This window comes from Paenibacillus anseongensis (assembly GCF_009757995.1).
GTDB classification, from domain to species: domain Bacteria; phylum Bacillota; class Bacilli; order Paenibacillales; family NBRC-103111; genus Paenibacillus_E; species Paenibacillus_E chondroitinus.
This window is the reverse complement of the sequence record NZ_WSEM01000023.1, coordinates 146,129-161,609: the sequence shown is the minus strand read 5'-3', so window position 1 is coordinate 161,609 and position 15,481 is coordinate 146,129. Positions and strand designations below refer to the sequence as shown.

The 15,481-nt window shown below is 47.4% G+C and carries 14 protein-coding genes; 6 read left to right on the top strand and 8 right to left on the bottom strand.

Annotated features, from left to right (window positions below):
• Nucleotides 1-4 precede the first annotated feature (4 nt).
• Nucleotides 5-1,009, top strand: coding sequence for a TRM11 family SAM-dependent methyltransferase (locus GON05_RS27100; RefSeq protein WP_157323589.1), 1,005 nt, complete (start codon nucleotides 5-7; stop codon nucleotides 1,007-1,009).
• On the opposite strand, the gene GON05_RS27095 is transcribed toward GON05_RS27100, so the two are convergent.
• From GON05_RS27095 to GON05_RS27080, 4 genes are all read right to left on the bottom strand, one after another.
• Nucleotides 1,006-1,614, bottom strand: coding sequence for a DUF3298 and DUF4163 domain-containing protein (locus tag GON05_RS27095; RefSeq protein ID WP_157323587.1), 609 nt, complete (start codon nucleotides 1,612-1,614; stop codon nucleotides 1,006-1,008). The genes GON05_RS27100 and GON05_RS27095 overlap by 4 nt on opposite strands.
• A gap of 170 nt (nucleotides 1,615-1,784) precedes the next feature.
• The gene (locus GON05_RS27090) at nucleotides 1,785-1,943 is read right to left on the bottom strand and encodes a hypothetical protein (protein ID WP_157323585.1); all 159 of its coding nucleotides are present in this window, start codon (nucleotides 1,941-1,943) and stop codon (nucleotides 1,785-1,787) included.
• A 342-nt stretch (nucleotides 1,944-2,285) separates the two neighbouring features.
• Nucleotides 2,286-2,624: a helix-turn-helix domain-containing protein gene (locus GON05_RS27085; protein WP_157323583.1), complete on the bottom strand. Its 339-nt coding sequence runs from the start codon at nucleotides 2,622-2,624 to the stop codon at nucleotides 2,286-2,288.
• The gene (locus GON05_RS27080) at nucleotides 2,621-3,112 is read right to left on the bottom strand and encodes a hypothetical protein (RefSeq protein ID WP_157323581.1); all 492 of its coding nucleotides are present in this window, start codon (nucleotides 3,110-3,112) and stop codon (nucleotides 2,621-2,623) included. Before GON05_RS27080 ends, GON05_RS27085 begins: the two co-directional genes overlap by 4 nt.
• A 565-nt stretch (nucleotides 3,113-3,677) precedes the next feature.
• Between GON05_RS27080 and GON05_RS27075 the strand changes: the two genes are divergently transcribed.
• Nucleotides 3,678-4,247: a pyridoxamine 5'-phosphate oxidase family protein gene (locus tag GON05_RS27075; protein ID WP_157323579.1), complete on the top strand. Its 570-nt coding sequence runs from the start codon at nucleotides 3,678-3,680 to the stop codon at nucleotides 4,245-4,247.
• 11 nt (nucleotides 4,248-4,258) lie between these two features.
• On the opposite strand, the gene GON05_RS27070 is transcribed toward GON05_RS27075, so the two are convergent.
• On the bottom strand, nucleotides 4,259-4,651 hold the full coding sequence (locus GON05_RS27070) for an acyl-CoA thioesterase (protein WP_127458178.1): 393 nt from the start codon (nucleotides 4,649-4,651) through the stop codon (nucleotides 4,259-4,261).
• 206 nt (nucleotides 4,652-4,857) lie between these two features.
• Here GON05_RS27070 and fumC point away from each other — a divergent pair, with 206 nt between their 5' ends.
• Nucleotides 4,858-6,240: a class II fumarate hydratase gene (gene fumC, locus GON05_RS27065; protein ID WP_258567631.1), complete on the top strand. Its 1,383-nt coding sequence runs from the start codon at nucleotides 4,858-4,860 to the stop codon at nucleotides 6,238-6,240.
• Between the two features lie 40 nt (nucleotides 6,241-6,280).
• On the opposite strand, the gene GON05_RS27060 is transcribed toward fumC, so the two are convergent.
• From GON05_RS27060 to GON05_RS27050, 3 genes are read right to left on the bottom strand one after another with little or no spacing between them, the layout of a single operon-like run.
• On the bottom strand, nucleotides 6,281-7,054 hold the full coding sequence (locus tag GON05_RS27060) for an ABC transporter ATP-binding protein (protein ID WP_157323576.1): 774 nt from the start codon (nucleotides 7,052-7,054) through the stop codon (nucleotides 6,281-6,283).
• Nucleotides 7,054-8,049 carry a FecCD family ABC transporter permease gene (locus tag GON05_RS27055; RefSeq protein ID WP_157323574.1) on the bottom strand — a complete coding sequence of 332 codons (996 nt, stop codon included), beginning with the start codon at nucleotides 8,047-8,049 and terminating at the stop codon, nucleotides 7,054-7,056. Before GON05_RS27055 ends, GON05_RS27060 begins: the two co-directional genes overlap by 1 nt.
• A 2-nt stretch (nucleotides 8,050-8,051) precedes the next feature.
• A complete protein-coding gene (locus GON05_RS27050; RefSeq protein ID WP_157323572.1) occupies nucleotides 8,052-9,005 on the bottom strand; it encodes an ABC transporter substrate-binding protein in 954 nt (317 codons plus the stop codon).
• Between the two features lie 360 nt (nucleotides 9,006-9,365).
• On the opposite strand from GON05_RS27050, the gene isdC reads away from it, so the two are divergent.
• The 3 genes from isdC (at nucleotide 9,366) to isdE (ending at nucleotide 15,480) form a co-directional block, all read left to right on the top strand.
• Nucleotides 9,366-10,037, top strand: a complete 672-nt coding sequence (gene isdC, locus GON05_RS27045) for a heme uptake protein IsdC (protein ID WP_157323570.1) — start codon at nucleotides 9,366-9,368, stop codon at nucleotides 10,035-10,037.
• A 40-nt stretch (nucleotides 10,038-10,077) separates the two neighbouring features.
• Nucleotides 10,078-14,490: an NEAT domain-containing protein gene (locus tag GON05_RS27040; protein WP_181646601.1), complete on the top strand. Its 4,413-nt coding sequence runs from the start codon at nucleotides 10,078-10,080 to the stop codon at nucleotides 14,488-14,490.
• An 81-nt stretch (nucleotides 14,491-14,571) separates the two neighbouring features.
• Nucleotides 14,572-15,480 (top strand): heme ABC transporter substrate-binding protein IsdE, encoded by a 909-nt coding sequence (isdE, locus tag GON05_RS27035; protein ID WP_157323566.1) that lies wholly within the window; start codon nucleotides 14,572-14,574, stop codon nucleotides 15,478-15,480.
• The last annotated feature ends 1 nt before the right edge of the window (nucleotide 15,481 follow it).

Genomic DNA, 15,481 nt, shown 5'->3' with positions numbered 1-15,481 from the left:
ATCAATGGAACACATCTATATTTACGCCTGCCATGAAGAAGAGCAGGCGCTATGTCAGTTAGAGCTGCGCACCTTACTGGGCGCAGGAACCGTGCTCGGCGCGGGCTACGCCGTCAGCCCGCGCAGGGTGGAACCAAGCCGCAGCCCGTTCCTGAAGCTGCGGCTGGATGTTCGCTACGAGGCCGGCAACCTGCCGGCACTGGCCTCGCAGGTCGAGACGTTGACCGTAGGCGGGTCAACGTTCAAGGTTGTGTTCGCGGAGACGGATACGCCGGTCAGCTACGACCAGCGGCGGGACGTCGAACGCGAACTAGGCCGGCATCTCCGCGGCAAAGCCGAGATGAGGAAGCCGGAGCAGTGGTTCGCCGTGACGCAGCTGGGGGACCGCTGGTTGTTCGGCGACTGCTCCTACGGCGAAGCCGTCTGGCTTCTGCATCAGCAGAAGCCGCAGAACTACTCCACCGCCTTGAGTACGCGCGTAGCGCGGGCGGTGGTGAACATCGCCGTGCCCGTCACCGAGGGCACGCGGGTCATTGACCCGTGCTGCGGCATCGGCACGGTGCTGGTGGAAGCGATGTCGATGGGCATCGACATCGTCGGCAACGACATGAACCCGCTGGCGGTGCGCGGCGTGCGGGTGAATCTGGCCCACTTCGGCATGCCGAACGTGGTCACGCTAGGAGACATGCTGTCGTTGGGCCTGCCAGCGGCCTCCCATGTCTCTGCTGTCCCAGCTGCTGCCCCAGCCCCAGCCGCTACACCAGCTGCTGGAACTGCAGAGAGCCGTTATGACGCGCTCATCCTCGACATGCCGTACAACCTATGCTCGAAGCTGCCGGAGGATGAGCAGCTGCAGATGCTGCAGTCAGCTCGACGCTTGGCGCAGCGTGCGGTGATTATTACGACGGAGCAGATTGATCCGCTGATCGAGCAGGCGGGCTTTCACATAGCAGACCGCTGCGCAGTCAACAAAGGAAAGTTTAGCCGACAAATTATCGTCTGCGGTTAACTAAACATTTTACCCAGCGGCCCCTCCTCAGCAATGATGTCTTGAAGGGCATACACAGAAATAGGGAAATAAAGAAAACCGTAGACATATGCGGCCAGTTCGTAAACTTGAAAATAGATGACGAGGGCTTTATCCGCAATATAAAAATCCTGATCCGGCCGAATCGCTTTAAAGTCAACCAGCAGGGGAATATCCCGCAGCTTAATTTCAGCTTTAATCATTTCGCTGAGCTTGCCGACATAATCGCTGCCTGGCTTAAACAAATCTTTTAGCGCATAAGTCTGACCAGTTTCTGTATTGAAAGTAAGAGCGTTTTGAATTGTAAGGCCATGAGCGCCGCCGGAAAACGCATAATTCCATAAGGTTAGGCTGAGCACCGCTCGCTGATTGTTTTTCAGTTCGTAGTAGGCGGTAACGTCTGTCTTCGGATTTTGGGGGTAGCCTTGCTCGTGAAGCTGCTTGTTAACGGCATTAACAATGGCAATGTTCATGGCGCGTTCCGCAGTATAAGGCGTGTGATGAATAACGGCGGGGTAAAGCAGCTTTAATTTATCGTGGAGCATCTGGTAGGTTTGTATACTTACAGGGTAATCTAATCCGTCCATGCTTAACATCCATCCCTAACGTTTTTGCTACAATTTATTCGGTGGATGGGCGTTTGGTTCATGGGGACGAGGTAGAGAAACCAGTCCTGTTGGATATAAAAAGAGCTCTCCCCAGGTCCAGATTGACCTGTCGGGAAAGCTCTTTTTGTGTTTGTCCCTAAGGGCAAACACTACTCTTCAGAGGACGTATCCACATTGGCATCGGCTGTTGAGCTTTGCAGCATGGAGCTTAGCTCTTCCACCTGCTGCTGCGCTTGGCTGTCTTCCGCATTGGCTTGAGCTGCGTTGATGGCGTGGCTTACCACATCGTTTTGATTGTTCGTTGACATGAACACTCACCTCCTCATTTTTCAACCAACTAAGTATGCCTCCAGGGTTTCTGAATTATACAAATAATTTCCATCTTTTTATATGTATTTATCTAAGGTCTCTTTTTTATGTACCTTTTTGATTTTTCCTATTATGTTACTACTTAGATTTATTTGTTGTGGATATTTTATAGGTGTGAACGTATCCTCGAGGCGACTCAGCGGCACTTATCTGTCTTTATTGAGAACTGTTTAGGTTATATGATCGATATGAAATTTTACATAAAAAAAACCGTTTAAAGCCTTTTTATAGGCAAAAATCGGTTTTTGTATTATAAATTGTTTTATTATGGATTTTTTTAATTAGTGGACACTAGTGGTTTTTTTTTCATTTGGGAGTTCACCGAATATCATGTCTAATTTTTGAAGTCCACCTAATGCATCGAGAACAGCTTGATACGTACTTGATTCGATATTTTTAACTCCAGATTCAATTTTAGATAAAGTAGCTTGTGTTAGAAGAGTTCCTTTTTGACGGCATTCTTCAACAATTTGTTCTTGAGTATAACCTAATTCTAATCTACGTTTTAAAATTTGCTTACCCATTTGTACTTGTAGACTCTCTAAATGTTCATTGACGCCAGGAACATTTTTTAGCAGATCCATAATTTTATTGAACTTTTTATCATAGATTTCACTCATTCTGACCACTCCTTTAAAAAATGAGATGGGTTCTGAAAAAAGTCTATCGCTATTTGTTGGGTCTCATTAATTGCTTTTTGTAGTTCTGGAGGATTTTTTTCTGCTTTAAGCAAAGATTTAGTAAATATTTTAAATTGTCTCTTGGCGGTTTGATCATAAACAAAAAAAAGTGCGCGGTAGTATAATTCTTCCCAATTAATTCGAAATTCGTAAACATGAGTAACAGAAGTTGCTTTCAATACGATTTTGAATGACAATGGACGACTCTCATCATTAATATCATGAGTGTCCCAACGCAATAAATACTCTTTGTCTAATTTCGGTATTTCAATATTTTTTAGATAATCAAGTGCTTGTGCAATATACTTTGATAATTCCTGATATTTTTTTTCTCCTGATATCCCCAAGCTTGCGATTTGAATAATTCCATCTTCTACAGGTACGGATCCAGAGGAATCCTTAGCAAAAATTATATAATTGGTACTCATAATTGATTATATCTTATAAGATGTAAATTGTCAAAAAATTTATACCTTATAAGATGTAACCCCCTCTCCATGTTATAATATTCAGAACTTATTATAACGATGAATGATCTGTATGGGAAACTTTAAATGGTAATATAACCATATTATAGAATAAATAATGAGTGTTTTTAGTTGATCCAGTGACTTCGTGGTTCACTTGGCAAAATTGCGTCTATGCATAGTCTGATGATCTGCCGGAGTCAAAAATAAATGTGCAGACCTTGACTTAGAACGTTGTCGGCAATGCGTATGCGCTGGCACTTGTAATGAATCGAAAGCAAAGCACGCGTTACTGCGCGCGTTGAGAGGGATCGAATGGCGTTTTGGTCTCGTAAAGACCATATTGTGTGGAGCAATGATACTTTCGGGCGGTTCTGTCGATTTTTGTGAAACAAGAAAGTCGAACGGAACCATGCTAACTGGCGATTAACCATAGGCAATAACTATAAAGTATGCTAAAGAAATATATTTCACAAATAGAGTAAGGAGGAGCATAATAGAAGAAAATGGAAAGGTGGAGAGCGCAATGGGGAAATCATTTGAGGCCATGCTGCCGGAACATGAGGCGTTTATTGCCAAGCAGCACATCTTTTTCGTAGGATCGGCCCCACTGTCAGGGGATGGGCATGTGAATTTATCACCGAAAGGCCATGACGTTCTGCGCATTATCAATGCGAATGAAGTGGCCTATTTGGATTTAACGGGGAGCGGGAACGAAACGAGCGCGCATCTCGAAGAGAATGGAAGGATAACGCTTATGTTTACGGCATTCGAGGGACCGCCAATGATTCTGCGCTTATACGGGCAGGGGCGCGTCATTCTGCCGGAAACCCCGGAATGGGAGGCGTTAGCCCCCATGTTCACTATGCTGCCTGGAGCCCGGCAAATCATCGTGGTCAAAGTCCATGAGGTCAAGACCTCCTGCGGTTTCAGCGTGCCCTTTTACAATTATGAGGGTGAGCGGAATACGCTGCAGAAATGGGCTGTAAATAAAGGGGAAGAAGGTCTGTTGGCGTATTGGCAGGAGAAAAATATGGTCAGTATGGACGGCATGCAGACAACGCTCGGGGAAAAGTTATCCACAGGGAACCATTAATTTTCTCTTTTTCAGCTAAAATGTTTCCGCAGCGCTTCGGGCGCTTCCACGCTTTTGCGTGTCGTGCTGTCCATCGTCACACTGGTTACCAGAGCATCTGCGCATAGTTCTCCGCGCTCGTTATAAATTTCTTGCTTCAGCACGTAGCTGGAGCGTCCCATTTTATCCGGGCGGCAGGTAATGGTGAGGTGTTCGCCTTGCTTGCATTCTTTTTTGTAATTAATGTTGATGTTCACCGTTACGGTTTGGATGCCCATCGAGCCGAAGGTCTCGTAGGACAGTTGGGAAAGTTCGTACCATTCCTCACGGCCCCACTCCAGATACTCCAAATATTTGGCGTTATTGACGTGGCCGTTCACATCGATTTCCGTTGAACGGACGATGATAGCAAGTCTGGATTCCATGCGCGAGAGCTCCTTTGGATACCCTGTACAGGGCACATGTTTTGTTAGTTATCCTTGATTATAGCTTGTTTGCAAGGGAGAAAACCAGTTTATGGCTCATAGCGTTCCATCATTTGGGCAAACTATGCTTTATGTGTTTGACCCTAGCCATTGGCTGGTTAACAGAAGGTATTGGCGGTCAGCGCCTACATAGGAGGATGATTGGTTTGGAGCAGCAATTCCGGATTGAACGAGATACCATGGGGGAAATCAGAGTACCTGTGGATAAGTTGTGGGGCGCTCAGACGCAGCGCAGCTTTGAGAATTTCAAGATTGGGACCGAGCGGATGCCGGAGCGGTTAATTGCTGCTTTTGCTTTATTGAAAAAAGCGGCCGCTATTGTCAACCGTGAGCTTGGCGGGTTAACGCCGGGGAAAGCAGACGCCATCGCGCAGGCGGCGGACGAAATCGTGCAGGGCCGCTGGAGCGGCGAGTTCCCGCTCGTGGTCTGGCAGACCGGCAGCGGGACGCAGTCGAATATGAACGTCAACGAGGTGATTGCGCATCGCGGCAGCGAATTGCTCGGGGATGGAGCACGCATCCATCCCAATGACGACGTGAATCGTTCGCAGAGCTCGAACGATACCTTCCCTACCGCGATGCACGTGGCCGGCGTTCTCGCGGTGGAGCAAGAGCTGCTGCCTGCGCTAGAGCTATTGCAGGCTACGCTGCACAGCAAGATGGAGGCCTATGCCTCCATCGTCAAAATCGGCCGCACCCACCTGCAGGACGCCACCCCGCTGACGCTGGGGCAGGAGATCAGCGGCTGGTGGGCGATGCTGGAGCAGAGCGCGCGCATGGTGCGCAGCAGCGTGGATACGATGCGCGAGCTGGCCATTGGCGGTACCGCGGTGGGCACCGGGCTGAACGCGCATCCGGAATTCGGCGCGCGCGTTGCCGAGCAGCTCTCCAGCGAGACTGGCACGAGCTTCGTCTCGGCGGCAAACAAGTTTCATGCGCTGACCAGCCATGATCAGATCGTGTACGCTCACGGCGCGCTGAAGGCGCTCGCGGCGAACTTGATGAAGATAGCCAACGACGTGCGGTGGCTATCGAGCGGTCCCCGTTGCGGGATCGGCGAAATCACGATCCCGGAGAACGAGCCCGGCTCTTCGATTATGCCGGGCAAGGTGAACCCGACCCAGAGCGAAGCGATGACGATGGTCGTGTGCCAGGTCATGGGCAACGATGCGGCCATCGGCTTCGCCTCCAGCCAGGGCAACTTCGAGCTGAACGTGTTTAAGCCCGTTATCATCCACAACTTCCTGCAGTCTGTCCGACTGCTGGCTGATAGCATGCGCTCGTTCAACGATAACTGCCTCGTGGGAATGGAGCCGAATCGCCAGGTGATTCAGCGCAATCTCGAGCAATCGCTCATGCTGGTTACGGCGCTCAACCCGTATATCGGGTATGAGAAAGCGGCCAGCATTGCGAAGCAAGCCCACAAGGAAGGGCTGACGTTGAAAGAGTCAGCTGTACGCAGCGGCTACTTGACGGCGGAGCAGTTTGATACTTACGTGCGGCCGGAAGATATGGTGCAGCCGAAATAAAAAAGGTTGAGCAGCACTTTGTGTGCTGCTCAACCTTTTTTTACAATTTACGAATAGGCATAATGTTGACGTAGTTATCTTCGAACCTAACCTTGGCTTCGATCTGGTAAATATCTTTAAGAAATTCGGCCGTTATGACTTCCTTGGGATTGCCTGTTTGCTGGATTTCGCCTCTTTTCATTGCGACGAGGTAATGGCAGTAATTCGCAGCTTGCTGAAGATCATGAAGAACCATGACAATCGTTATCCGATAAGCTTCGTTGATCTTCACGAGCATTTCCATCACATCTAGCTGATGGGCGATATCAAGGAAGGTAGTCGGTTCATCGAGTAAAATAATCGTCGTTTTTTGAGCGAGTGCCATTGCAATCCGCGCCTTTTGCTGTTCGCCTCCCGACAGGGTGTGGAACATGCGGTTTTCATGCCTCAGCGTATGCGTGACCTCCATGGCCCATTGAACAATATCTCGATCTTCCGGATTCATATGGTCAAATAATCGTTTGTATGGCGAGCGGCCATACGCGACGAGTTCACCTACGGTTAGATTCGGTATCGTATGTTTGGATTGCGTCATGAGCGCGATGGTTTGCGCAAGTTCAATCGTTTTATAACGCTGCAGGGGCTTATTCTGTACAAAAACTTCTCCCTGATCAGGCGTCAATAGACGGGTCATGGCTTGCAGTAAAGTTGATTTGCCGGAGCCGTTAGGCCCTACGATGGCTGTGATTTTTTCGGAAGGAATGGAAAGCGTCACATGCTGAAGTTGAAAACCGCCAACATGGAGGTGCACCTGTCTCGTTTCAATGGCAGACATCACATAATCCTCCGCTTCTTCAACAAGTATAAAAAGAATGGCGCACCCAGCCCCGCAAGCAAAATGCCGACAGGAAGCTCAATCGGATCAAACCACGATCGCGCCACCGTATCAGCAAGAACGACGAGGGTCGCTCCGCCCAGAATGGATAACGGGAGTAAAAACCGATAATCATCCCCAATCAGCAGGCGAATGGCATGAGGAACAATCAAACCGACGAAGCCCACTAAGCCTGCTACGCTGACAGCAGCACCCGCTAATAACGAAGACAACAGGATGATAAGGAGCCGCTGAAGTTCGACTTTCTGGCCTAATAGCTGCGCAGTATGATCACCCAACTGCAGTAGATTGGAGGGTTTGATCATCAAGGCGGACAAACCGAGACCAATGAGCGCATAAGGGGCCATGAATGCTAAGTGATGCCAGCTTCTCCCGCTCAGTCCACCCGCCAACCAAGGCAAAATAGCCTGAACACGGTCGCTGAATACGACCATGACTCCGCTTGTAGCAGCCCCTAGCAGAGCATTGATGGCGACTCCGGCCAAAATAATTTTCAGTGGCGAGGAACCTTTATCCCATGCCAGCAAATAAATGAAAATGGAGGTGACGAAGGCTCCGAGAAAAGCGGCAATTGGCAGCAAATAGCTGTATTGCGGAAAAATAATCATCGTGACAACAGCAGCAAGACCTCCGCCTGCCGAGACGCCAATGACCCCTGGGTCGGATAACGGATTTTTCATAGCGCCTTGGAGCAAGGCACCGGACGCAGCCAAGCATGCACCGACGAGCAATCCAATGAGCACCCTTGGAAGTCGGAGATTCATAACGATTTTCTCATGTAGAGGCGATCCCTCCGCCATGAAGACGGCCCAGATTTCTCTAAGCGAGATATGGACGGAGCCGTAAGTGAGCCCATAGATGGAGACGAGTGCAACGAGGATGGGAGCGACAACAAAACTTAGTTTTCTTCTAGTATTACGCTGCTGTATGTTCATAGTTATTTAACAGAAAGGAGAAGCTTCTGCATCAACGCAAGGGATTCCATGACGCGTGTTCCCGGATTGGAGCCGAACAGATCCGATGGCAGCACTTCAATGCGATTATTTTTAACGGCGTCCAAACTGTTCCATGCCGCATTCATCTGCATCTCCTTCAGAAAACCCTCCTTCACTTTGTCTGTATCTCCATGCGCCATAAAGAAAATGACCTGCGGGTTCGATTTCATAATTTTTTCGGTATTCAGCTGCGCATATTGCGGATATTTATCCAGGCTTGGATAGTCTGACGCAATGTTCTCTCCACCTGCAATCGAGAGAATATCACCGCTCAGTGAATTGTTAAGAGCAGCCATATAGGTGCCAGGAGCACCGTAAACAAGCAGGGCGCGTACCTTTGATGCAGGCTGATTTTTTTGCAGCTCACTAATTTTCTTATCAATGGCCTGAATTTGCTCGTCGGCACGCGTTTTCTTGCCCAGCACTTCGCCGAAAAGGCCGATTTGTTTTTTTATCTCCGCGACACTGTTGGCATCCGTCAAAATCACCTTGGAGCCGAGCGCCTCGACGGCAGGCACGTCTTTCAGGTTCAATGGGTTATTGCCGAGAACGACATCCGGCTGGACGAGTGCCACTTTCTCCATGTCCATGCCATGAGGCGTACCGATCTGTTCGGCTTTAGCTGCTTCTTTGTTGGCAAGAGGAGCAGCGGAAGTAGGTCTGCCTACTAATTCGCCGCCTAGCGCGTATACAATATCCATTTCACCGTTGCTAAGAGCGGCAATTTTCGTCGGAACCTTGGAGAAAGTCACTTTACGGCCGGAAAAATCTGTTACGGAAAGGGAGCCGTTACTCGCTTGCTGGTTGGTATCCGAAGTCTGCGGGGGAGAGGCGGAACAACCCGCTAACATGCCAGCCAACAGTGTGCTTAATAAAATAAAATGAATTTTTTTCATAAAAAGATGACCTCCAGATATCTTGAAAAAATAATGTGACCGATCCATATGACAGCACCATTAAAATGATAATGAAAATCATTATCAAATGTCAATCGTAATTTTTATAATAAATCTAGCGGGGGAGTATGTATTGACAATTTTCATTAGGCTAGGCTAAGATTAAACCGTAGACCAATTAATAATGATTATCATTCTCTATGAGCGAGCGACTTCTGCTGTCTTTAGCATGCGGCTTGCAAATGGAGTATGTGTGAAGCAATAGAATAGAAGGTCTATTCTTTTTTTTGCTGTTTACTGATAATGATTATCATTATCTTTATCTGCATCTGTATGGATGATGAAAGGAGGGAAAGGAACATGAAAAAATGCTTATCCATCTCGACTTCACTGTTGATGATGCTAATCTTCGTAATGCTCATTAACGTGCCTGTATCGAAGGCTGCTGCTCTTGCAGACGGGACGTACACTATTGGATATACGGTTCTTCAAGGAGATAATGACTCTGCTTCCATGGCTAACGATTACTGGGAAAAGCCAGCGATTTTCCTTGTGAAAAATGGGGAAATGACCATGCAAATGACATTGAATCACAGTTCATGGGTCACGGTTTTCAAAGTGGACAATGACGGGGGATTCACGGATACCCAAGTGGTAAAAAGCGATAGTGCCGATGATACGCGTATGGTTCAGTTTAAAGTGAAGGATGTATCGAGCCCGCTCAAGGCCAAAATCCATGTGACGGTGAAATCCGTCGACTACGATCATGATTATACGATTCGCTTTGCTTTTGACGCGAAGAGCATGAAAACACTGAGCACCGCTGAAGCAAAGTCCGACACGGCTGCAAACGTAACGCCGAAAGCGAAAGGTGACAGCCCGGCTCCCGCAGCAGCACCCGCTGTTCATACAGAGCATAAGAAGTCTGCGGTAGTGAATCCGCAAACCGGGGACACGACTCCAGTTACTGTGCTGGTTGCCCTGTTGGTGATCTCATCATTTATTTTAATCCGCAAGTTCGTAAAGCCTTAACTCATCAATCATGATTTTAGGACGAAGGAGAGTATTCATTTTGAAGAATCGATTAAGGAAAGTCGGAACGATCTTTCTTATGTTTTTTGTGCTGTTAAGCACCTTTCATTTCCCGCTAAGCCAAGACTCTGTAGCTCATGCGGCCGCCAGTAATATAAATCTTCCAGACGGAGATTACCCTGTCAAATTTACTTTATACAAAGACGGTACGAATGAACCGTCGATGATGCAGAGTTATGCCGACTCCAATAGCGGACGTTTAACGGTGAAAGACGGAGCAGTGAAGGCTTCTTTCACATTAAATCACAGCTCATGGATTACATCGTTTATGACTGCGTTGAATGGCAGCCTGGTTGAAGCTGCTACACTCGAGTCTAATCAGGCAGAAAACACGAGAACGGTTCAATTTGCAGTAGCGGACTTGTCGCTCCGACTGGATGCCAGAGTCAAAGTGGATGTACCCGAGTTTAATATCCATGAAGACCAGCCTTTGCAAATCGGTTTTGATACAGAAGGTATCACGCCACCCGAACAAACGCCCGTTGATAAAACAAACCTGAATCAATTGATTGTTACAGCGCAAGCGAAAAAAGATGCAGCGAAAGAAGGCATCTATAACGGCCAATATCCGGCTAATGCGATAAGCGCATTGCTGGCTGAGATTACTGCGGCGAAGGCAGTGACTGAGAATGCGAACGCTACGCAGGCTCAAGTAAACGATGCTTTGGGCAAGCTGCAAACAGCCGTTACGGCCTTTGATGCCTCCGTGATAACTAATAATCCAAAGCCAGGTGCTGTGAGTGCTGGCGTTTATCACATTTATTTTTCGGCATTAAATGCAACGGATCCGACAAAAACGTCTTCGATGGAAGCTTACTTCGTGAAACCGGCCAGATTGACGGTGGACGAGAATGGGAAGACGACGATTCGTTTCACTGTGGTTAAGAGCACGGATACGGACTCGCTGAAAACGAAGGATCAGAATGGACAGTACGTGGAAATGAACGTTGTTAGCACGAATAAGGCAGCGAACACAAGAGAAGTTGAGTTTGAGATAGCCGATTTGACTCAAAATGTAGCTGCCAGAGTACATAACACGATAGCACCGCCGCAATACGCTACAAACGACTTCCAGTTTAAATTCGATACTGGCAGTATCGTTCCGTTTATCGCAGATGGCGTATACAGCATTCCTTTTCAAGCGTTAAACGCAACAAACCCAAGCAAAGAATCCAGCATGAAAAGCTATTTTGTAAACCCTGGTACCTTATCGGTTCAGCAAGGGAAAAGAAAAGTGATTTTGACGGTGCTGAAGAGCACGGATACAGATGTTATTCAGACACAACTGAGTGGACAGATGGTTGATGCCGTGGTTAAAAGCCAGGATACAGCAGCCAACACGAGGATCATTGAGTTTGAAGTGAGGGATCTCTCGACCAATATCCTTGCTTACGTACATAACACGATAGCGCCGCCGCAATATGCCGGCAATAATTTCTTATTTAAATTTGATCCTAACGGGATGGTGCCGCAGAAAGCTGAATTAATCGGCGCACCAACTGTGGAGCCGAAGCAAGTGTTGGATCTGAATTTCAGAGTTACAGGCGTGAGCCAAAGCGTCTATCAACAGGTATATAGTCAAGTGATGACGCTGACGTACGATTCGAACCTGCTTGAGCTTGATCAAACGAAATCCAAGTCGCTGATTGATAATTTCTCCTTAGGGTATACCGATCAAGCTGACGGACAGCTGAAGCTGACTTTAACAGGCGCAAGCGGAAAAAGCTTTGATGCCAACAATACGTATCTGATGCTTGAATTCAAAGCCAAGTCGGTCACCCAATCCACTTATACACCAGTGGCATTGACGGATATCGGGCTTGTGAACGGCGAGGGTAGCAAGTTAGAAGTAACGGATACTTCCTATTACATTACCATCGTTCCAGCGAATAAAACGAAGCTGAATCTAGCGCTTGCAGGCGCTCAAAATAAGCATGACACAGCGGAGGAAGGTATTTATAACGGCCAATTCCCGGCTAGTGCGATAAGCGCTCTGCAAACCGCAATCGCGACAGCGCAGGTTATTGCTAATAATACAGATGCAACGCAAAAGCAAGTGGATGATGCCCTAACTGAACTGCAAACGGCAGTTACAGCTTTTGATGCTTCGGTGATTACAAACAATCCCAAGCCGACACAGCCTGGTCAACCTGAAGACGAATCCTACAAAATTAAATTTAATCTGTATAAATACGGATCGAATGAAACGTCAATGATGGAGAATTACACTGATTTAACGAGTGGACGTTTGAAAGTTCAGAATGGGAAAAAGACGATCTCCTTTACGCTGAAGAACAGCTCTTGGATCACGTCTTTCAAAACGGAACTAAACGGAACTCTGGTGGAGACAACGACACTTAACTCCAATCCATCCGAGGATACAAGAACGGTTCAATTTGAAGTTAACGATTTATCAGTGAAGCTGAACGCAAGAGTCGTGGTTGATGTGACAGGCGTTGTTCGCGAAGAGCAACCTTTGCAAATTGCTTTTGATGCGAGCAGCCTGACACCAATCTTGCCTCTCGATCAGCCGCTTCCGGAAGGCAATTACAATGTAAGTCTGAACGGCAGCGCGCTCGGCGGTGCTCAAGCTCCGGTAAGTTCCTATCTTGATAACACGAGCAGATTAACTGTACAGAACGGCAAAAATGTGATGTTCTTTAAACTGAAAAACGGAACATCGATTACGAAACTGCAATTGGTACGTCCGGATCAAACTACAGAGGACATTTTGCCTGCAGTGGCAATGAAAAGTTCAGACCTTATTACCATTTTGTCGACTTCCCAAGAAGCAAAATACGAACTGCCGAATTTAACATCGGCCTATAACCTGTTTTTATCCGCAACACAGAACGGTCAGATCGTAAATCCAAGTTATCAAATCAGCTTTAGCGATGCTACGTCCGCAGGTACTGATCCTGTAGATCCAGTGGACCCAGTAGACCCTGTTGATCCTGGGACGTCTCCCGGCACAGGTACAGGTCCTTCTACGCCATCTGTACCTTCCAATATCCATGGGATTGCAGACGGCACATACAGCATCGACTATAAAATTTTGAAATATGGCACTACGGAAAAATCGGTTATGCAGGACTATGTTGTAACACCTGGTACGTTAACCGTGAGCAGCGGTAAGATGTTCGTGTCGTTCACGCTGAAACAAAGCAAAGAAACGACTGATTTCCAAGTGCAGTATGATGGAAGCTTAAGAGATACCGATGTTATAAGCACAGATGACGCTAAAAATACGCGTGTTATCCGATTCCCTGTCGCTGATTTAACGGTCAGAACCATGGGTTGGGTAAAAGTAAATTGGGCGGAACTTAACTATAACCATTCTTACGATGTTGATCTTACATTTGATAAATCCAGTATTGTACGCGTACAATCACCTGGCGAAGTTAAACCGGTTGTTGTAAAACCGTTAAGTGTAGCCTATATGCCTGGCGACTATTCGGTTGACTTCGACATCTTACTGCGTGGAAGTACTCAGAAGTCTATTACAAATGAGTTCGTGAAGCATCCAGCTATTTTGAAGATTGTTGATGGTAAAAGCTACGTGTATCTCAACGTAACGAAGAGCAAAGAGGCGCCGGGCTTTAAAATTCAGCTGGAAGATGGAACGCTTGCGGATGCAGAGATTGTTAGTACGAATGATGCTGACAATAGTAGAGTTATCCGATTTGCTGTGAAGGACTTTGCTCCGGAAACTAAGATTTATGCTCAGGTCAAAATGGACTGGGCAGGTCATTATACAGGGGATTACGATGTGCAGTTCGTATTTGATGGAAACAACATCAAACCTTACGTCAAGAAAGACGATGAAACGAATGGCAGTCAGCCGGAAGTGAAGAAGTGGGCGGATATTCAAGGCCACTGGGCTAAAGCCGCTATTGAGAAAGCGATTGATCTAGGTATCGTCAGCGGTTATGAGGATGGTCAATTCCGTCCTAACGGTCAAGTGACACGTGCTGAATTTGCCGTGATGCTGGGCAACGCGTTGAAGTTGAAAGCAGCGGACGGTTCGCTCGCATTCAGTGACCTTGAGCAAATTCCTGCTTGGGTGAAGCCAAGCTTGTCAGCAATAGCCGGATTGCAAATCATTAATGGCTATGAAGATGGTTCGTTCCGCGCTGGACAAAACATTAACCGTTCTGAATTGGTTGTTATGATTGTTCGTGCATTAGGTTTGTCTACAGCAGGAAATGCTGCGTTAACCTTTACGGATGCTGATGAAATCCCGCAGTGGGCACAATCCGCTGTAGCGGAAGCCTACCGTCTGGGATTGGTTAGCGGCCGTGAGAACAATACGTTTGCTCCGAACTTGAGCGCTAGCCGGGCGGAAGCCGTTACTTTGGTTCTAGCGATGCTGAAACAAGCAGAATCCAAGTAATCAAGAGAATGAAGTAAGAAAGGGGATACCAGTTTACTGGTGTCCTCTGTAATTTTTAAGGGGAAGGATGTGGAACCGGGCATGAATAAACGAATGGGAGCCATACTGCTTGCCGGTATGTTGGTCATGACAGCGGCCTGCTCATCGGGAACGCCCTCGGACAGCAACGCTGCTGCTTCTCAGACAGCGGCTCCGGCTGCGGATGTGCAGAACGAGAAGCGGGTTATTGCGACTACGGTTGCGGCTGCGCAAATTATGGATGCATTGGAGATGGACTTGGTCGGCGTCCCTACTAGCACGAAGGAGCTTCCCAAGCGTTATGATGGGGCAACCAAAGTCGGGAATCCGATGAGTCCCAATATGGAGGTCGTGAAATCATTGGATCCGACAGACGTACTGTCAGTGACGACATTAGAATATGATTTGGCCCCGGTACTTAAAAATGCTGCTGTCGATGCGACTTTCCTTAATCTCACAAGTCTCGAGAAAATGAATAAGGAAATTATCGCGCTTGGTGATAAATATAATCGTCAGAAGCAGGCGCAGGCAATTGTCGCAAAGTATCAAGATAAGCAAAAGGAAATCAATCAGAAAATTGCCGGCAAGAAGCAGCCAAGCGTGCTGATTTTGCTTGGTGTGCCGGGAAGTTATCTGGTAGCCACGGAGAACTCTTACATTGGGGATCTTGTTAAGCTGGCCGGTGGCATCAATGTGGTGCAAGGGCAGAAAGTTGAATATTTGGCGTCGAACACCGAATATTTGCAGCAGGCGAATCCGGACATTATTTTACGAGCGGCTCATGGCCTGCCGGATGAAGTTATCAAAATGTTCGATAAGGAATTTCAGAAAAATGATATATGGAAGCATTTTGAGGCGGTTCAGCATAAACGGGTTTATGATTTGCAGGAGGATTTGTTCGGAACAACAGGTAATCTTGCCGCTACGGAAGCCCTTGATGAGCTTGTGAAAATGCTGTATTCAACAAATTAGG

Bases quoted from the DNA above. Each gene is read 5' to 3' on its own strand.
- GON05_RS27095 (WP_157323587.1), bottom strand. From the start codon at position 1,614: ATGGACGGATTAGATTACCCTGTAAGTATACAAACCTACCAGATGCTC.
- GON05_RS27080 (WP_157323581.1), bottom strand. From the start codon at position 3,112: ATGAGTACCAATTATATAATTTTTGCTAAGGATTCCTCTGGATCCGTA.
- GON05_RS27070 (WP_127458178.1), bottom strand. From the start codon at position 4,651: ATGGAATCCAGACTTGCTATCATCGTCCGTTCAACGGAAATCGATGTG.
- GON05_RS27090 (WP_157323585.1), bottom strand. From the start codon at position 1,943: ATGTCAACGAACAATCAAAACGATGTGGTAAGCCACGCCATCAACGCA.
- GON05_RS27075 (WP_157323579.1), top strand. From the start codon at position 3,678: ATGGGGAAATCATTTGAGGCCATGCTGCCGGAACATGAGGCGTTTATT.
- GON05_RS27050 (WP_157323572.1), bottom strand. From the start codon at position 9,005: ATGAAAAAAATTCATTTTATTTTATTAAGCACACTGTTGGCTGGCATG.
- GON05_RS27055 (WP_157323574.1), bottom strand. From the start codon at position 8,049: ATGAACATACAGCAGCGTAATACTAGAAGAAAACTAAGTTTTGTTGTC.
- isdE (WP_157323566.1), top strand. From the start codon at position 14,572: ATGAATAAACGAATGGGAGCCATACTGCTTGCCGGTATGTTGGTCATG.
- GON05_RS27100 (WP_157323589.1), top strand. From the start codon at position 5: ATGGAACACATCTATATTTACGCCTGCCATGAAGAAGAGCAGGCGCTA.
- isdC (WP_157323570.1), top strand. From the start codon at position 9,366: ATGAAAAAATGCTTATCCATCTCGACTTCACTGTTGATGATGCTAATC.
- GON05_RS27085 (WP_157323583.1), bottom strand. From the start codon at position 2,624: ATGAGTGAAATCTATGATAAAAAGTTCAATAAAATTATGGATCTGCTA.
- GON05_RS27060 (WP_157323576.1), bottom strand. From the start codon at position 7,054: ATGTCTGCCATTGAAACGAGACAGGTGCACCTCCATGTTGGCGGTTTT.